The organism is Paenarthrobacter sp. TE4293 (assembly GCF_050435325.1).
GTDB lineage: Bacteria > Actinomycetota > Actinomycetes > Actinomycetales > Micrococcaceae > Arthrobacter > Arthrobacter nitroguajacolicus_C.
Genome location: NZ_JBNJRY010000003.1, coordinates 146,138 through 163,117 on the forward strand (window position 1 = coordinate 146,138; position 16,980 = coordinate 163,117).

At 64.5% G+C, this 16,980-nt stretch carries 18 protein-coding genes; 10 read left to right on the forward strand and 8 right to left on the reverse strand.

Annotation, left to right across the window (positions count from 1 at the left end; translation table 11 throughout):
* Positions 1-36: 36 nt before the first annotated feature.
* From QF015_RS07020 to asd, 8 genes are all read left to right on the forward strand, one after another.
* Entirely contained in the window at positions 37-2,286 is a 2,250-nt protein-coding gene (locus QF015_RS07020; RefSeq protein WP_310206086.1) for an RNA degradosome polyphosphate kinase, read from the forward strand.
* An 8-nt stretch (positions 2,287-2,294) separates the two neighbouring features.
* Complete coding sequence (locus QF015_RS07025; protein WP_429387953.1) at positions 2,295-3,263, forward strand: NUDIX hydrolase; 969 nt, start codon at positions 2,295-2,297, stop codon at positions 3,261-3,263.
* A gap of 69 nt (positions 3,264-3,332) precedes the next feature.
* A complete protein-coding gene (locus QF015_RS07030) occupies positions 3,333-5,009 on the forward strand; it encodes a hypothetical protein (RefSeq protein ID WP_429387956.1) in 1,677 nt (558 codons plus the stop codon).
* Entirely contained in the window at positions 5,006-5,398 is a 393-nt protein-coding gene (locus tag QF015_RS07035; RefSeq protein ID WP_310206096.1) for a GntR family transcriptional regulator, read from the forward strand. The genes QF015_RS07030 and QF015_RS07035 overlap by 4 nt, the downstream gene beginning before the upstream one ends.
* Positions 5,395-6,198 (forward strand): thymidylate synthase, encoded by an 804-nt coding sequence (locus QF015_RS07040; RefSeq protein ID WP_310206099.1) that lies wholly within the window; start codon positions 5,395-5,397, stop codon positions 6,196-6,198. The genes QF015_RS07035 and QF015_RS07040 overlap by 4 nt, the downstream gene beginning before the upstream one ends.
* On the forward strand, positions 6,195-6,794 hold the full coding sequence (locus QF015_RS07045) for a dihydrofolate reductase (protein WP_310206102.1): 600 nt from the start codon (positions 6,195-6,197) through the stop codon (positions 6,792-6,794). Before QF015_RS07040 ends, QF015_RS07045 begins: the two co-directional genes overlap by 4 nt.
* A 10-nt stretch (positions 6,795-6,804) precedes the next feature.
* Positions 6,805-7,026: an NF038396 family protein gene (locus QF015_RS07050; RefSeq protein WP_310206105.1), complete on the forward strand. Its 222-nt coding sequence runs from the start codon at positions 6,805-6,807 to the stop codon at positions 7,024-7,026.
* Between the two features lie 124 nt (positions 7,027-7,150).
* Positions 7,151-8,293, forward strand: coding sequence for an aspartate-semialdehyde dehydrogenase (asd, locus tag QF015_RS07055; protein WP_207594265.1), 1,143 nt, complete (start codon positions 7,151-7,153; stop codon positions 8,291-8,293).
* Positions 8,294-8,413: 120 nt separating this feature from the next.
* Here asd and QF015_RS07060 read toward each other — a convergent pair whose 3' ends face one another.
* A complete protein-coding gene (locus QF015_RS07060) occupies positions 8,414-9,547 on the reverse strand; it encodes a winged helix DNA-binding domain-containing protein (RefSeq protein WP_429387963.1) in 1,134 nt (377 codons plus the stop codon).
* An 85-nt stretch (positions 9,548-9,632) separates the two neighbouring features.
* On the opposite strand from QF015_RS07060, the gene QF015_RS07065 reads away from it, so the two are divergent.
* A complete protein-coding gene (locus QF015_RS07065; RefSeq protein WP_429387966.1) occupies positions 9,633-10,112 on the forward strand; it encodes a hypothetical protein in 480 nt (159 codons plus the stop codon).
* 39 nt (positions 10,113-10,151) lie between these two features.
* Here the strand turns inward: QF015_RS07065 and QF015_RS07070 are convergent, their stop codons facing one another.
* Genes QF015_RS07070 through QF015_RS07100 form a run of 7 tightly spaced genes read right to left on the reverse strand, consistent with a single transcriptional unit; the run spans position 10,152 to position 15,573 of the window.
* Positions 10,152-11,219, reverse strand: coding sequence for a UDP-N-acetylmuramate dehydrogenase (locus QF015_RS07070; RefSeq protein ID WP_429387969.1), 1,068 nt, complete (start codon positions 11,217-11,219; stop codon positions 10,152-10,154).
* A gap of 9 nt (positions 11,220-11,228) precedes the next feature.
* Positions 11,229-12,581, reverse strand: a complete 1,353-nt coding sequence (locus QF015_RS07075) for an MFS transporter (protein WP_429387972.1) — start codon at positions 12,579-12,581, stop codon at positions 11,229-11,231.
* Positions 12,578-13,015: a MaoC family dehydratase gene (locus QF015_RS07080; RefSeq protein ID WP_310206126.1), complete on the reverse strand. Its 438-nt coding sequence runs from the start codon at positions 13,013-13,015 to the stop codon at positions 12,578-12,580. The genes QF015_RS07075 and QF015_RS07080 overlap by 4 nt, the downstream gene beginning before the upstream one ends.
* A 2-nt stretch (positions 13,016-13,017) precedes the next feature.
* Positions 13,018-13,467 (reverse strand): FAS1-like dehydratase domain-containing protein, encoded by a 450-nt coding sequence (locus QF015_RS07085; RefSeq protein WP_429387975.1) that lies wholly within the window; start codon positions 13,465-13,467, stop codon positions 13,018-13,020.
* A 41-nt stretch (positions 13,468-13,508) separates the two neighbouring features.
* Positions 13,509-13,733, reverse strand: coding sequence for a DUF3188 domain-containing protein (locus tag QF015_RS07090; RefSeq protein WP_280623279.1), 225 nt, complete (start codon positions 13,731-13,733; stop codon positions 13,509-13,511).
* Positions 13,734-13,786: 53 nt separating this feature from the next.
* Entirely contained in the window at positions 13,787-14,707 is a 921-nt protein-coding gene (locus QF015_RS07095; protein WP_429387977.1) for a DUF2797 domain-containing protein, read from the reverse strand.
* 2 nt (positions 14,708-14,709) lie between these two features.
* The gene (locus tag QF015_RS07100) at positions 14,710-15,573 is read right to left on the reverse strand and encodes an HpcH/HpaI aldolase/citrate lyase family protein (RefSeq protein WP_310206140.1); all 864 of its coding nucleotides are present in this window, start codon (positions 15,571-15,573) and stop codon (positions 14,710-14,712) included.
* 378 nt (positions 15,574-15,951) lie between these two features.
* Between QF015_RS07100 and QF015_RS07105 the strand changes: the two genes are divergently transcribed.
* Positions 15,952-16,980, forward strand: coding sequence for an ABC transporter substrate-binding protein (locus QF015_RS07105; protein WP_310206144.1), 1,029 nt, complete (start codon positions 15,952-15,954; stop codon positions 16,978-16,980).

Here is a 16,980-nt window from a genome sequence, read left to right on the forward strand (position 1 = left end):
GGGAGGAAACCCCCGTCCTGAGCTTAGGAGAACCCCATGCAGCCGGACCCCGTCGGCTCCGCCGGATCCACCTCGAAGGGTGCAACCTTGCCCCCACGCTTCGGATCCTCGGAAGTGCCGGCTTCGCGGGCCACCCAGGACCGCATCGACATCCCGGAGTTCGCACCGAGCCTTGAGCCCGAAGGCGACATTACCCCGGACCGTTTCCTGGACCGCGAGCTCAGCTGGCTGGCGTTCAACTCCCGCGTGCTGGAACTGGCTGAGGATCCGGACCTGTTCCTGCTGGAACGCGTCAACTTCCTCTCGATCTTCGCCTCCAACCTGGACGAGTTCTTCATGGTCCGCGTAGCAGGCCTGAAGCGGCGCATCGCCACCGGACTCGCTGTGCCCTCCCCCGCGGGCCTGAGCCCCATCGAGGTGCTGGAACAGATCAGCGAAGAGGCCCACCGGTTGCAGGAGCGCCACGCACGGGTCTTTGCCGAGCAGATCCGCCCTGCCCTTGCCTACGAGCACATCCACATCATGCACTGGCATGAGCTCGATGAGGACGCCCGCCACCGCATCAGCGTGATGTTCCAGGAGAAGGTCTTCCCCATCCTGACCCCGCTCGCGGTGGATCCTGCGCATCCCTTCCCCTACATCTCCGGGCTCTCCCTGAACCTTGCCGTGATCGTGAGCAATCCGATCAGCGACAAGGAACTCTTCGCCCGTGTGAAGGTCCCTGACCAGCTCCCGCGCCTCATTTCCGTTGATGGACCGCGCGCGGGCGCCATCCCCGGCCGCGTTGCACGCTTCATCGCACTGGAAGAAGTCATCGCCGTCCACCTGGACAAGCTCTTCCCCGGCATGGAAGTGCTGGAGCACCACACCTTCCGCGTCACCCGCAACGAGGACCTGGAAGTTGAAGAGGACGACGCCGAGAACCTCCTGCAGGCCTTGGAGAAAGAACTGCTGCGTCGCCGGTTCGGTCCTCCCGTGCGCCTGGAAGTCACGACGGACATCAACCCGAACATCAAGGCGCTGCTGATCCGGGAACTGGGAGTCGAAGAGTCCGAGGTCTATTCCGTACCCGCACCGCTGGATCTGCGGGGCTTGAGCGCGATCAGCAACATTGACCGCGCTGATCTCCATTACCCCAAGCACGTCCCGCACACTTCCCGGTACTTGAACGAATCCGAGACGTCCAAAGCAGCCAACGTCTTTGCTGCCATGCGCCGCAGGGACATCCTGCTCCATCACCCGTACGACTCGTTCTCCACTTCCGTCCAGGCCTTCCTGGAACAGGCAGCGGCGGACCCCAAGGTCCAGGCCATCAAGCAGACCCTGTACAGGACCTCCGGCGACTCCCCGATCGTGGACGCCCTAATCGACGCTGCCGAGGCGGGCAAGCAGGTCCTGGCGCTGGTGGAAATCAAGGCGCGCTTTGACGAGCAAGCCAACATTTCCTGGGCACGCAAGCTCGAACAGGCCGGCGTGCACGTGGTGTACGGCATCGTGGGCCTGAAGACGCACTGCAAGTTGTCGCTGGTGGTCCGCCAGGAAGTGGACGGCCTCCGCCGTTACTGCCACATCGGCACCGGCAACTACCACCCACGCACGGCGCGCTACTACGAAGACCTCGGCTTACTGACGGCCAACGAGCAAGTGGGCGAAGACCTGTCCAAGCTGTTCAACCAGCTCTCCGGTTACGCCCCGAAGTCCACGTTCAAGAGGCTGCTGGTCGCTCCGCGCTCCGTCCGTGCAGGGTTGGTGGAGCGGATTGAAACCGAAATCCGCAACGCCCGCGCCGGCATCCCGGGCTTGGTTCAGATCAAGGTCAACTCGATGGTGGACGAAGCCATCATCGATGCCCTCTACCGGGCCTCCCAGGCCGGCGTGAAGGTTGACGTGGTGGTGCGCGGGATCTGCTCGCTGCGCCCGGGAGTGCCGGGGCTCAGCGAGAACATCACGGTCCGCTCCATCCTTGGCCGCTTCCTTGAACACTCACGCGTGTTTGCGTTCGGCAACGGAGGCGACCCCGTGGTGTACATCGGTTCGGCGGATATGATGCACCGCAACCTCGACCGCCGCGTGGAGGCACTGGTGCAACTGGCCAGCAAGGAGGACACCAGCACGGTCATGGACCTCATGCGGCGTTACGTGGACGATGGCACTGCCAGCTGGCACCTGGACGACCACGGGCACTGGACGAGGCATCACTTGGACGAGGACGGGAAACCCCTGCTGGACATGCAGTCCTGGCTCCTGGAATCACGTTCGCGCCAGCGCGCATCGGCACGGCGGTAGAGGAACACTTGAACAGCGATACCCCCGTGGCGGATCAGACAGACCACCCCGGCGAGCGGGTGGCCGTAGTGGCGGCCGGCGCCATTCCGTGGCGAATCAACAAGGGCGCCCTTGAGGTTCTCCTGATCCATCGGCCGCGTTACGACGATTGGTCCTGGCCCAAAGGAAAACTCGACGCCGGCGAAACGGTTCCCGAATGCGCCGCCCGCGAAGTCTGGGAAGAGATCGGCCTCCAGGCTCCCCTGGGCATACCGCTTCCCGCCATTCACTACCACGTAGCAGCCGGTTTGAAAGTGGTCCGGTACTGGGCCGCCAAGGTCAACGGGGCGCAGCTCCGGCCCGACGGCAAGGAAGTGGACAGCGTCATGTGGTGCAGCCCTGACCGGGCGGCCTCGTTCCTCAGCAACCCCACGGATGTGGAGCCGCTGGAGTACCTCGAGAAAGCCCACGTTCGAGGCGAACTGGACACCTGGCCACTGGTGCTGATCCGCCACGCCAAAGCGAAGCCCCGGTCCTCCTGGACCAAGGCCGAGGGCGACCGTCCGCTGGCAGCAACCGGTCAGCGGCAGGCCGTGGCCGTCCAGCGCCTCCTGAACGTATGGAAACCCCAACGTGTGGTCACCAGCCCCTGGGCACGTTGCGTCGCCACCATCGCACCCTACGCCAAGGCCAGCGGAGCCAAGGTGAAACTGGTGGAAGCGCTCACGGAGCACAGCCACCAGCGCTCGCCCAAGAAGACTGCTGCCGCCATTGAAGCGTTGTTCGACAAACAGGTTCCGATCGCTGTGTGCACGCATCGCCCCGCGCTGCCGACTGCCCTGAGGCAGCTGGGCCAGCACATGCCCCAGAGCCTGAAGGCACTCCTTCCTGCCTCGGACCCGTACCTGACTCCCGGCGAAGTGATTGTCTGCCAGGTGGCACGGGGATCCGAGCGGAAAATCGTCTCCGTGGAACAGCTCAAGCCCTTCGACGACTAAGTTCCCGGCGCGACCCCCGGCCTTTGTATCAAATGCTTGATACATTGGGCTGAGCATTAGTACAAAGACTTGGGGGTCTTCGCCGTGTATGTCAGCTTGCCGCCGCTGTTGTTCCTCGGCCCGGTTGTCGGTGCCGTCATCGTCTACCTGTTCCTGAGAATGCAGGTGTGGTCCAAGCCCGATGCGCACTCCGCTGCCTCACACGGACTATGGGTGGGCATCATCGGTTGGATGGCCAGCTCCCTGCAGGGGGCCATGAACACCGGAATCCTTCGCGTCAACCCCATGTCATCAAGTGCGCCTTCCACTCCCGAGCAAATCGCCGGCGCACTGGGGTGGCCAATCCTTGCCTGCCTCGCCGTTCACACCTTGGGCCAGCTGAGCTATCCCGCACCCAAGGCGCCACGCAGATACGCCGAACTGACAGTCCGCAGGATCGGGGATTTCCTGCCCCGAACACTCGCGTGGACCACCGCCTCGATCTTCGCCTACGCAGCCGTGGTCATCGCCTGGGTGGCTGCGCTGCCTGAGCACATCCCGGTGCTCCCGACTCCCCCGGACCTTTCCACTCCCCCGGACCAAACACCTCCCAACGGCTACATAGGGCAGGGACAAGAAGGCCGGATACCCGGTGTGGAACTGGCAGCCTGGCTGGGCGGGGCGCTGTTGCTTCTTGCCGTCGGAACGTGCTTGATACTCCTCCTCATCGCCCGCCGCCGTCAGCTGGAAACAATCGACAGCGACGACAACCGGGTCCTCCGCACCATCGCCACCAACCGCTTGCTGCGGACCGTCGCCACCATCGCCGCCGGGCTCGCGAGCATTGCCGGAAACTTCGCGGCACAACCGGCCCCCGGCGACTTATGGCAGTCGTCCTGGTTCAACGCCCTTGGCCTGCTCAACATGGCCGTGCTCCTGATGATGTGGTGGTGGCCGGTCCCCGGGCTGCCATCTCTGCTCAAGGCGGCCAAGACCACCAGTGCCGCTACGCTTCGCGCTGATCCCCGCACCCACCGGGCAGCCCGGCTCAGCATCTCCATCGGTGCGGTACTGGGGATCGTGGGCGGGCTTGCTCTGGTGGCCGGCTACGCAGTGATCCTGTTGCCCGCGCAAACACCTGCACCGTGGGCATTTCCTTTGCTGACCGGAACAGTGGCCGTCCCCCTCCTGACAGCCATCGCAGCGGGCGATCTCCTGATCGCCCGAAACTACGGAACATCCGACGCTCCGAACCACTGGCCGCGGCAACCCGTCTCCAGGGGTCTGCTCTCGTTCGCCATTGTCAGCGCCCTGGTACTGGGGGTGGCGATCGCATTCGCCGTGGCCGGTGAAGTGCGCCCGTTTGGTCCCAAGACCTGGCCTGCAGCCGTTCTTGTCACCATACTGGTGGCGCTGGCCGGCGCCGCGGCCATCCTTGCCGTGCGCCGCCGTCGTGGCATCCCGGAAGGCGAAAGCGGCGCTGGACTGGACGCGGCTTTGAGGGCCATCAGCATGTATCGAATAGTGAGGACGCTGGCCGCGTACTGTCTGGGGCAAGCGGCCGCGCTGCTGATCGGTACCGGCAACCTTTGGTATGGCGTATTCCCCTCCGCTGCAAGCCCGGATCCGATCGGTCCCAGCCCGCTCCCCATCATTGGCATAGTCCTGGCCATCATCGCGGTCCTTGTCTCCGTGACACCAGTGCGGAGCCTGTTCCGCACCATTCCACGGGGGCGGGTCGCCAAACAGGGACAACACGCACAATGACCGCCGGGATCACGGTGGACCTTTCGGATCCTGTTCCTCCGTACGAGCAGATCCGCCGGCAACTCAGCTCCCTGATCGCAGTGGGAGTCCTGGAGCCCGGAAGCCGCCTGCCCACAGTCCGCAGCCTGGCCGCAGACCTGGGAATCGCCGCGGGCACGGTCGCGCGCGCCTACAAGGAACTCGAGCAGTCGGGATTGATTGAATCACGACGGCGGAACGGGACTGTCGTCGTCGGCCCGCCCCGGGCGCCCCACGGCAGTGTCGGCGGAGACGCAGCGGTGATGGCCGCCGTCGACAGCGTCATCCTGGCCGCCCGCCACGCGGGCGTCAGTGATGAAACCCTCATTGATCTGGTTCGAGGCCGGCTGGCAAGTAAGCTGGACTCGTGAGCATCCCCACCCCTTATGAAGACCTTCTGCGCGACGTCATGGCGAACGGCACGCACAAGTCGGACCGCACCGGAACCGGTACGCGCAGCGTTTTTGGCCGTCAGCTGCGGTTCGATCTCGCCGGGAGCTTCCCCCTCATCACCACCAAGCGGGTCCACTTCAAGTCCGTTGCCGTGGAACTTCTCTGGTTCCTGCGCGGTGACTCGAACGTGAAGTGGATGCAGGACCAAGGCGTCTCCATCTGGGACGAATGGGCTGACTCCGACGGTGAACTCGGCCCCGTGTACGGCGTGCAGTGGCGCAGCTGGCCGACCCCCGATGGCGGGCACATAGACCAGATTTCCGAGCTCATGACCAACCTGGCCGCCAACCCCGACTCCCGCCGCCACATTGTCTCCGCGTGGAACGTGTCCGAGCTCAAGGACATGGCATTGCCCCCTTGCCACGCGTTCTTCCAGTTCTACGTGGCCGACGGCAAACTGTCCTGCCAGCTGTACCAGCGCTCCGCGGATACGTTCCTGGGTGTCCCCTTCAACATTGCCTCTTACGCGCTGCTGACCCGGATGGTGGCGCAGCAACTGGACCTGGAACCGGGCGAATTCGTCTGGACCGGCGGCGACGTCCACGTCTACGACAACCACGTGGACCAGGTTGCCGAGCAGCTTAGCCGCGACCCCTACGACTACCCGCAACTGAAGATCCTCCGCAAGCCGGACTCGATCTTCGACTACACCCTGGACGACTTCGAGGTTGTGGACTACCGCCACCACCCCACCATCAAGGCACCGATCGCCGTATGAGCACCCCTTCTTCCGAGACTCCTTCCCCGCTGCCCGGCGTCATCTTCACCGAGGAAACCGCGGCACGCATGACGGGCATCGGTCTGGTCTGGGCCCAGACAAAGTCCGGCGTGATCGGCAAGGACGGCTCCATGCCATGGCACTTGCCTGAGGACCTGAAGCACTTCAGCAAGCTCACCTCGGGCCACCCCGTCATCATGGGCCGCAAGACCTGGTTGTCGTTCCCGGAAAAGTACCGTCCGCTCCCGGGCCGGACCAACATCGTGGTGACCCGCAACGCCGAGTGGGCTTCAACGCCCGAGGCCGAGGGCGCCGTCGTGGTTTCATCCCTTGACGAAGCCCTGCTGGAATCCCAATTCGCTCCAGGCGGCCAGAAGGTCTGGATCATCGGCGGCGGCGAGATCTTTGAACAGTCCATGGGCATCGCCAACCTGGCGGTCATCACCATCATCGATGCGGACCTTGAGGGCGACACCTACGCTCCCGGGCTTGGCCCCGACTGGACCTTCGACACCGTGGCGCCGGCCGAGGGCTGGCTCACCGCCAACAACGGCACAAACTACCGGTTCACCACGTGGCGCCGGACCGAAAGCTAGGAGCACCCGGATGCTGAAGAAGCCTGAAACCCTATTCGTGCTGGGCTACATGCTCCTGCCACTCTTCGCCCTGATTTCCGCCATCGTGGGATTGACCATGATCCTGGGCGGCAACCGGATTGCCGGAATCATCGTGCTGATCGTTGTCACGCAGGTATTCACTTTTGGTGCCTTCTTCGCCCTGCGCAAGCGTAAGGCCGTCTTGTTGCACGAGCACGAGGCCGGCAGCTAAACGCACACCCACTGTCGGGCCTCCCGCCCAGGCGTGTGCCGGCGTCGGACGGTGCCGGCGTCGTGCAGTGCGCCCGTGACGTAACCAACAGCGGCTCGGCGCCCCGAAAGTTTAGACTTGGGGCATGACTACAGCAGCTAATCCGTCCGTTGGACTGGTCGGTTGGCGTGGCATGGTCGGCTCCGTCCTGATGCAGCGCATGCAGGACGAGAACGACTTCGCCAACATCAACCCGGTATTTTTCTCCACCTCGAACGCAGGAGGTGCCGCCCCGTCCTTCGCTGATGGGGCCGGCAAGCTCGAGGATGCGTTCGACATCGAGACACTGGCCAAGCTGCCGATTATTGTCACCGCCCAGGGTGGCGACTACACCAAGCAGGTTCACGGCGAACTCCGCAGCCGTGGCTGGGACGGACTGTGGATCGATGCCGCGTCAACCCTGCGCATGAACGATGACTCGATCATCGTGCTGGACCCCATCAACCGCGACGTCATCGACGCCGGCCTGTCCGGCGGCGTGAAGGACTTCATCGGCGGCAACTGTACGGTTTCCTGCATGCTCATGGGCCTCGGAGGCCTGTTCAAGAACAACCTGGTCGAATGGGGCACCTCCATGACCTACCAGGCTGCCTCCGGTGGCGGCGCCCGCCACATGCGCGAACTCCTCAACCAGTTCGGCACCCTCAACAACGAGGTCCGCAGCGAATTGGACGATCCTGCGTCGGCCATCCTCGAAATCGACCACAAGGTCCTCGCCGCACAGCGCACAGGCGTTGACGCCACCCAGTTTGGCGTACCCTTGGCAGGCTCCCTGATTCCCTGGATCGATGCCGACCTCGGCAACGGCCAGTCCAAGGAAGAGTGGAAGGCCGGGGTGGAGACCAACAAGATCCTCGGTACCGGAAACGGGACTGCGGGCAAGGACCACATCGCCATGGACGGCCTGTGCATCCGCATCGGCGCCATGCGTTCCCACTCCCAGGCCCTCACGCTCAAGCTGCGCGAGGACCTGTCCGTGACGGAGATCGAGAACCTCCTGGCCAAGGACAACGAGTGGGCCAAGGTTGTTCCCAACACCAAGGAAGCCTCCATGGCAGACCTGACCCCCGTGGCGGCGTCCGGCACGTTGGACATCCCTGTGGGCCGTATCCGGAAGCTCGAAATGGGCCCGGAATACATCAGCGCTTTCACCGTCGGCGACCAGCTCCTGTGGGGCGCGGCCGAGCCGCTGCGCCGCATGCTCAACATCGTGACGGGCAAGCTCTAAGCGGCCCCGCACCACACGACGCCAACCCGCTGTTCCCTTGCTGCCGGCAAGGGAACAGCGGGTTTTCCACGTCCGGGGCCTGCTGCTGGAGCAGTTGCAGCCGGGGCGTCCCGAACGGGCTCAGCCGGCCATGAACTCCAAATAAGCCCTCCCTTGGGCCTGGAATGAACGCCCGGAGGCCGGACCGAGCTGACCTGCGAAGGGCTCGGGCGCAACGCCTATCGACTTCCCGCCCACGGTCCTGGCCCAGGTTCCCACCACTTCTCCGCCCGAAACGATGATCCGCTTGAAAACACCGTTCTTGCCCGGCACTACTTGCCCGGCATATTCGAGGGCCAGGACGAGGCTCCGGTCCTGGTAGCCGAGCAGGAACTCATCGAAACCGGGAAGGGCCAGCACCGAGCGTGAGCCGGGGACGCCGTCGTCGAGCAACGCTGCGGCCTCTGGCGAAAGCCAGTAACTGGTGCCGGCGTACGGCATTTCGATGAGTCGGTCCTGCACGCTTTTGAGGGCTGTGCGCGCTTCCGTGAGCGGAATCTGGCTCCACCACGAAAAATCCTTGACGGTGGCCGGGCCGTGGCTCCGAAGGTAGCGGAACAGCAATTCCGCAATGCCCTCCTCGCGGTCGAGCTCCCTCGATTCCGAAATCCACTCCTCAAACGGTACGAACAATTGCTGCACGCCGGCTTTACCTGTCGGCGCCGCCATCGGGCCCTGGACCAGCCACGCGCGCTGGCATAGACTCCCCAACAAGTGGATGCCCCGCTGCGCTTTGGTGATCTGGCCGGCTTCCTCAAAGGCCTGGAACAACTGCTCCCGGGTTGCGCCATGGGCGCCCTCGGTTGCTTTCAGGATCTCGGCGGTTTTCCAGGCGATGTCCCGGCAATGGCTGATGTCGTCCTGGGTGATGGCGAGTTCGCGGTGCCGGCCAGCCACCATGTTCATCAGGCGGTGGCTGGTGATGCCCAGGATCCAGCGGAGGTCCTCGGGCGCGAGCAGGTGGAGCGTCCCGCGCATGGGCCAGGAACGGACCACAGTCCCGGCGTCCAGGGCGGCCCGGATGTCAGAGGCGTGGCTGCCGGGCACCCGCTGCCCCACTGCCCACAGCGCATGGCCGAGGTCCTGGGCCTGCATTGCCGTCATCCACCGGACCGCGTCCGGAACCGTGGGAAAGCCGCCACCCACCAGGCCTTGGCTGGCGAGCCGCAAGCGGCCCATGATGCGTGGACTGGGATAGCTCTGGGCTGCAGGCATGCTTCATCCTAAAAGGGCCGGCGTGCACAGGGAACCTTGCCGCGCCTCCCAGCCCTCACCCAGCAGCGAATCTTAGGATGGGTTCATGCTTTTTGGTGATCTTGCTCCGTTTGTGCGGCCGATGAGCCGGTGGTTGGCTACCGCCGGCTGGTTCTGCACGCTGGTCGGACTTGGCGCCGGGCTGATCGTCGCGGTGGGAACCGGCGTCAGCCTCTCCCCCTCCATGCAGGCCATTCAGACAGCCAGCCTGGTGGCCACGGCCGCAGCCGCCCTCCTCATTGGAACCGCTGCTGCCAGCCAGCCCGTCTCCGACCGCGACGACGACGCCCCGGAACCGTGGTTCTACCCGGCGGCCGCCGCGCAGGTCCGCAGTTTCCTGCTCGGAGCCATCGTCATGCTCCTGGGCCTGGTGGGCTTCGCCGCCGCTGGTCTCTTCATGCCCAGCGGACCATCTCCGCAAAGCATCGCGTTCAGCCAGATTTTCCTGCTGGGTTCGGTCAGCTGCGGGCTCACGTTCCTGTTGCTCAATAAGATCCTGCCCATCGCGGAACGACGTACGCGCTAGGCTTGTTGCGCGGCGTGGGGTGCGCGTGCGGAGTACGACCTAGAGCGAAACGCCGATCAGCAGCGGCTCAGGGTGCAGCTCAATACCAAAGCGTTCGACGACGCCGGACCTCACCTCACGGGCGATGGCCACCATGTCGGCCGCCGACGCTGAACCCCGGTTGGTGATGGCGAGGGTGTGCTTGGTGGACAGGGATGCCCGGCCACCCGACACGCTGGATTCCTCGAGTCCGAAGCCCTTCCCGAACCCTGCCTGGTCTATCAGCCAGGCAGCGGAGAGCTTCACCAGTCCGTCCGATCCTGCGGCAAACCGGGGCGCATTCTCCGGCAAGCCGGCGGCACGCTCCGCGGACACGATCGGGTTGGTGAAGAAGGAACCCGTTGAATAGGTGTCCCTGTCTGTGGTGTCGAGGACCATGCCCTTGGAGGCGCGAAGCCGCAGGACTTCCCTCCGGACATCGTTGGAGTAGGCGCGCTTGCCGGCCTCGACGCCCAGCACCCGGGCCAACTCCGCGTAGCGGATCGGGGCGCTCATCCGCCCCAGCGGCAACTGGAACTCCACCGTCAGCACCACGTACCGGGGCGAGCCCTCAACCGTGGTCTGCTTCAGGATCGAGTCACGGTACCCGAACTTGAGCTCGGAATTGGTGAACGTCTGCACCGCGTTCCGTTCCCGGTCCCAGGTCCGCACAGCAGCGATGGTTTGCGAAACATCCGCCCCATACGCGCCCACGTTTTGAACAGGGGTTGCCCCCGTTGCTCCGGGTATCCCGGACAGGGCCTCCAGCCCGGACCAGGCGTGCAGTACGGAGTGTTCCACCAGCGCATCCCAATTGTGGCCCGCCTGGACCACCACTGACACGCCTCCGCAGCTGTCCTCGGAGTTCACCGTAAAGCCTTCGGACGCGATTTTCAGGACGGTACCGGGATAGCCATCGTCCGAGATCAGGAGGTTGGAGCCGCCCCCGATGATCAGGAGTTTCTCGCCCGCAGCGTCAGCGGACCGTACGGCGTCGACGATTTCAGCCTCGGTGCGGGCCTCCACATAGTTTCCTGCGGGACCGCCGACGGCGGCTGTGGTCAAGTCGGAAAGCAGTGTTTGGGTCACCAATCAAGCCTAACGGGCTTCGTGGGCCGGGACGGACTTGGCCTTCTGCTGGCCGGACAGTGGAGCCAGGAAGAAACTGACCACCAGCAGCACCAACGGTGCCAGCAACGAATGCAGGATTCCGAAATGTTCGGCCAACAGCCCCAGCAACGGAGGGCCGCAGAGGAACGCACCGTAGCCGATGGTGGAGACCACCGAAACCCGGGCAGCGGCGTGGACGGGGTCATCGGCAGCTGCGGACATTCCCACTGGGAACCCCAGCGACGCGCCAAGGCCCCAGATGGCCAAGGCAACAAAGGCAAGCCACGGAACAGGCGAAAAGACAAAGAGCGCAAGGCCCACGACGGCGGTGGCGGAGCACCAGCGCATCACCACCACACGACCAAAACGGTCAAGGATGGACGTGCCCGCGAAGCGTCCGATGGTCATGAACGTGACAAACAATCCGTAGCCCACGGCGCCCGCGGCATCGGATTGTCCATGGCCATCGGCAAGGGCCAGGGCCACCCAGTCCCCGGCCGCTCCCTCGGCCAGTGCCAGGCCGAGGACCAGGACGCCGATCAGGAGCGTTCGGCGGTCACGCCAGGCAAGGGCCACGAGCCGTTTGTTGTCGAGGGGTGCGGCGGCCTTGTCCGGTCCGGGCTGCGCTTCCGGGGATCCCTGCGGGATGATCGGCAGCGGTCCGGTGGAAGGGTCCTGGAAAGTATCAGTTTCTTCCGGCCGGTACGTCTGCGTGGCTACAGCGGTCTTCTCCGCGCGGAACCAGAAGCCGGCGGTCACCACTGATGCTGTCACCACGACGCCCGAGATCAGGAAATGCCAGAACACCGGCATATGGATCGCAGCCGCCCACGCTCCGAATCCGGCCGCCGCCACGGTACCCAGGCTGAAGGCCCCATGAAGGTGGGGCATGATGTGCCGTTCCAACGCCCGCTCCAGGGCTGCACCTTCCACGTTGGATGCGGTGTTCCAACTGGCCGTACCAAGTCCCAGGACCACCAGTCCGGCTGCCACCACCAGCGGACTGGCAGCGACCGAAGCGCCAAAACCCACCGTGACCAGCCCAGCGCCCACCATGCAGCTGCCGATCCGTGTGGTGAGTTTGGGGCCCAGCCTGAGCACCACCAACCCCGAAGCCGAAATCGAGATGAAGGAGGCCACAGTCATGCACATCAGCAGGAGGCCGATGCCGCCCGGGGTGAGATTGAGTCCGTCGCGGATGGCGGGCAGGCGCGACACCCACGTTGCGAACGCGATGCCGCTGGCCGCGTAGGAGGCAAGAACAGCGGCACGCCACCGGGACATTTCAGTCGCAGTGGCGAAAGGTTTGCTGGAATGTTGATTGGTGTTCAGTTGGTTCAAGAGACCTTCACGACCGCCTGCGACTTCATGAGGACCTTAAGGCCGGCCGCAACGACGGTGAGGTCGATACGCGCGGTGCGGGCATCGGCGTCGAGCGCTCCCACAACACCGGTGACATCGATGACAGCGCCGGCTTCATCGGTCCCGGTCGTGTCGGCAACGAGGACGGGCTTGGTAAAGCGGGTCTGGTAATCGACGACGGCGGCGGGGTCGCCGGCCCAGTCGCTCACCAATTGCACGGCGGCACCCATGGTGAACATGCCGTGCGCAATGACGCCCGGCAGTTCCACGGAGTTCGCGAAGGCTTCGTTCCAGTGAATCGGGTTGAAGTCCCCGGAGGCTCCTGCGTACTTGACCAGGTCCTGTCGGGTGACCTCAATGCTGCGGCTGCCGATTTCCTGGCCGACGGTCAGTTCTTCGAATGTGGGGCTCATGGTTACTGTCCCTCTCCGCGGACCAGGATGGACGAGGTGGTGGTGGCGACTTTCTCGCCGGCCACGGTGGAAATCTCCGAGCGGGTGGTGATCATGGCTCCGCCGCCCATGGCGCGGACGCCGTCCACGTGGAGCTCGGCGACGAGTTGGTCGCCGGCAACGATGGCCCGGTGATGCGTAAACCGCTGGTCTGCGTGGACCACGCGGGAAAAGTCGATCCCCGACTCGGGGTCTTCGACGAGTTGGGCCTCAGCGCGCTGGGCGACGATGATGGCGAACGTTGGCGGTGCCACGAGGTCGCTGTGGCCCAGTGCCTTTGCTGCCTCAACATCAAAATGCGCGGGGTTGGCGGCTTTCACGGCCTTCGCGAACTCGCGGATCTTTTCGCGCCCGACGTCGTATACCTCTGCGGCAGGGTAGCTGCGGCCCTGCAGGTCCGGATTGATACTCATGCTCCAACCCTATCGGGCCGCGGGGTACGGAGTGGTGCCGTTTACTTCTTGTAGCCCTTGCGGATTTTTTGGCCCCGGACCACGAGCCCGCCCACATGGAGGAGCAGCCCCACACCAATGACCGGCAACGATGCCATGGCCAGGCCCTGGTTGCCCGAAGTATTTCCCACGATGGACAGGATGAGTCCGACAGCAATGAGCCCCATGGCACTGAAAACCAGGACTTTGTAGGCAGTGGAGGCGTTGGCCCAGAATTCGTCTAGCACCGTCCAAGTCTACCGGGGCCTGGTGGAAGCTCCTCCCCGCGGACGGCGTGAGACTAGAAGAGCGAGTCCTGCAGGGCCGGGATCTGGGTGATGTGGGGGCCGAACTCGATCCTGCGGCCCTTCAGCGCACCCAGGTCCGCCACGAAACTGCCCTCCACATCGACGCCTGCAGCATCGGGAAGACGGGCCAGCGCTATGGCCCCGGATACTGAGCGGATCCGCAGACCGTGCCCACCGCCGTCGAACGTTGCGGGATAGGGATGGCGGCGGGCGCCATCAGCAGTTGCATCACAGAGCTGGTTCGCCAAGGCCGGCCGGTCCCACTCTTCCTCCACAACGGAGTAGCCGGTCATCGCCAGCCCACCCAGCAGCTCGCGCACCCTGCCGGCATGCCGGCGGTTCACAGCAGACAGCTCGACGCCGGCACGCGGCTCCACGAGCCCGGCGGCCTTGGACGCGGAACGGATTTGCTGGACGAGGCCAAGCTCGCGCGTCACCAGGTCCTCCAGGACGCGAACCACCCGCCCGTCCTCGGCATGGGCGACGTAGGAAGCGTGCACGGCGCCCTGTTCGGCCAGACGGTTCCATTTACGTGGCGCAGAAGCCGTTCCCACTTTGGTGGCACCGTTGGCGAACGTACCCACGTAAAGCCAGTGTGGCTGCATCAGGTACGCGCGGAGTCCACTCGGAACGGAGGTACCGCGGTGGAAGTCATGCATCAGCCGGGAGTCATCCCGCGCAAAGCACGCACCGCACTGCTTCCCACGTTCCGCCGGGGAATTGCCCCGGCAAGGGACATGGGTGCGGTCCCCCGGGCCATGGACCTTGGTATGGCCAAGACACCACAGCCCGGGGACAACGCGCAGGCCCAGGGCTGAACCCCGGGCCAACGCAATGTCAGTAAACTCTCCGTCGGCTTGCCGGAAACGCAAGGCAGGAGAGGGAGAGTCCCAAACGACTCCGTGGACCAGCATCCCTACAGGGAAGGCTGGACTCCGAAGGCCACTGCCAGCTTCATGATCTTCTCGGCGCGGCCCAAACGCGGGAGGTCGGAACCGTCCCGGATCACGCGGCCGTTGGCTTCAAAGTCATTCATGAAGTCGGTAGCCCAGGCGACGTCCGAAGGCGTGGGGCTGATGACCTCGTTGATCACGGTGGTCTGGTCGATGGCCAGGCAGAGCTTGCCGGTCATGCCCATGGTCACGGTGATGCCCGTCTGCTCGCGCAGGATGGGGTGGTTGGTGCCGACGGTGGGGCCGTCGATAGGGCCCGGCAGGTTGCCAACGCGGCTGGCAACGACGAGCTTGGCACGCGGGTAGGCCATGGCCTCGGGGGTAGCGGCCATGCCGGTGTCGCGGCGGAAATCGCCGGATCCGAAAGCAAGGCGGAAAGCACCCTGGGCGCGTGCGATGTGGTTCGCTTCTTCAATGCCGAGGGCGGACTCGACCAGTGCGATCACGGGAGTCTTGCCGTCCATGCGGTGGTAGGACTCGGTGACCTGGTCTGCGGACTCGGTCTTGGCGAGCATGACGCCGAGCAGGCCGGGCGTGCCACGCAGGCCCGCGAGGTCGTCGGCCCAGAACGGGCTGGTGGCGTCGTTGATGCGGACCCAGGCCTGGCCGCCGGCGGTCAGCCAGTTGATGACATTCTCGCGGGCGGCATCCTTCTGCGACGGGTCCACAGCATCTTCGATGTCAAGGATGATGGCGTCTGCCCGTGAACCCGCGGATTCTTCAAAAAGCTCCGTTTTCATGGCATTCACAAGAAGCCAGGAACGGGCAATGTCGGCGGGAATGTTGCGGGTGGGCCGAATGGACTCGGCGGCGATGCTAGACGTCATGTATCTACCGTATCCGTCCGGCGCCCCGCAGGGCGAAGAAATCCCGCCGGTTGTGAGGATCAATACGAACTAAACCCCATATGACTGTGGGGTCCAACAGTATGAACGTCCGACGGCGGTCCGCGCCAGTCATGCCCGGCCCACTTGACGCTGTTGTTCACAGGGCTCAACGGGGCGTCTTTGTGTCCCACGGTTGCCGGGAATGGCCCAGGATTTCGTCCTGTTTCGGGCTGTTTCGCAGCATTTCCGGCCGTTACCGCGACACTTCCCACGCGCTGTCGGATGGGCTTTCATCGTTCCCAAGCCGTTGCACAGATTCGCAAGCACTTGCATCAGCCGGCCCACCCAACACCTCCTCATCCATCGAAAGTAGCTCCCATGAAACTGCATCTGCCCCTCCTGAGCGTCGCGGCCGCCGTCGTACTAGCGCTGACGGTGAGCGGCTGCGGCGGTGCAGCCGAAGCCGGACAAGCCAACCACACCGGCAACGAGGTCAAGGAACTCCGGTACCAGGGCTCAGCCAACAACGTGACCTTCCCCGAACTCGCTGCGGACCTGGGCTACCTGGGCGACCTGAAGCTGGACTGGGTAGGCAACACCACCAGTGGGCCGCAGGACATCCAGTCCGCAGCGACCAACCAAACGGACTTCGGCGGCGCGTTCTCCGGCGCGGTCGTGAAGCTCATCGAGGCCGGGGCTCCGGTCAAGGCCGTGACCAACTACTACGGCTCCGATGAGAAGACCTTCAGCGGCTACTACGTCAAGGCCGAAAGCCCCATCAAGGAACCCCGGGACCTGATCGGCAAGAAGATTGCCGTCAACACGCTTGGCGCCCATCACGAAGCCGTCATCACCACCTGGCTGACCAAGAACGGGCTGAGCCAGGACGACATCAAGCAGGTCCAGCTGGTCCCGCTGGCACCGAACGACACCGAGGAAGCGATCCGTCGTGGACAGGTGGACGCCGGAACGCTGGGCGGCGTGTTGCAGGACAGGGCCATCGAAGCCGGCGGGCTCCGCTCGTTGTTCAGTGACGTGGAACTGTTCGGCACCTTCGCAGGCGGCCAGATTGTGCTGCGCAACGACTTCATCGCAAAGAACCCCAACACCACCCGGACGTTCACTACAGGCGTGGCCAAGGCGATCAAGTGGGCTGCGGAGACACCCCGTGACGAAGTCATTGCCCGCTTCACCAAGATCATCGAGAGCCGCGGCCGCAATGAGAGCACGGCCAACCTGAAGTTCTGGAAAAGCCCCGGCGTCCCGGACAGCGGCGTGATCAAGGACGAGGACTTCACCCGCTGGGAGGAGTGGCTGAACGCGTCGGGAATCGTGAAGGACAAACTTACCCCGTCCAAGTACTACACGAACGAGTTCAACGAGCTCGCTGCAGCGAAGAAGGGATAG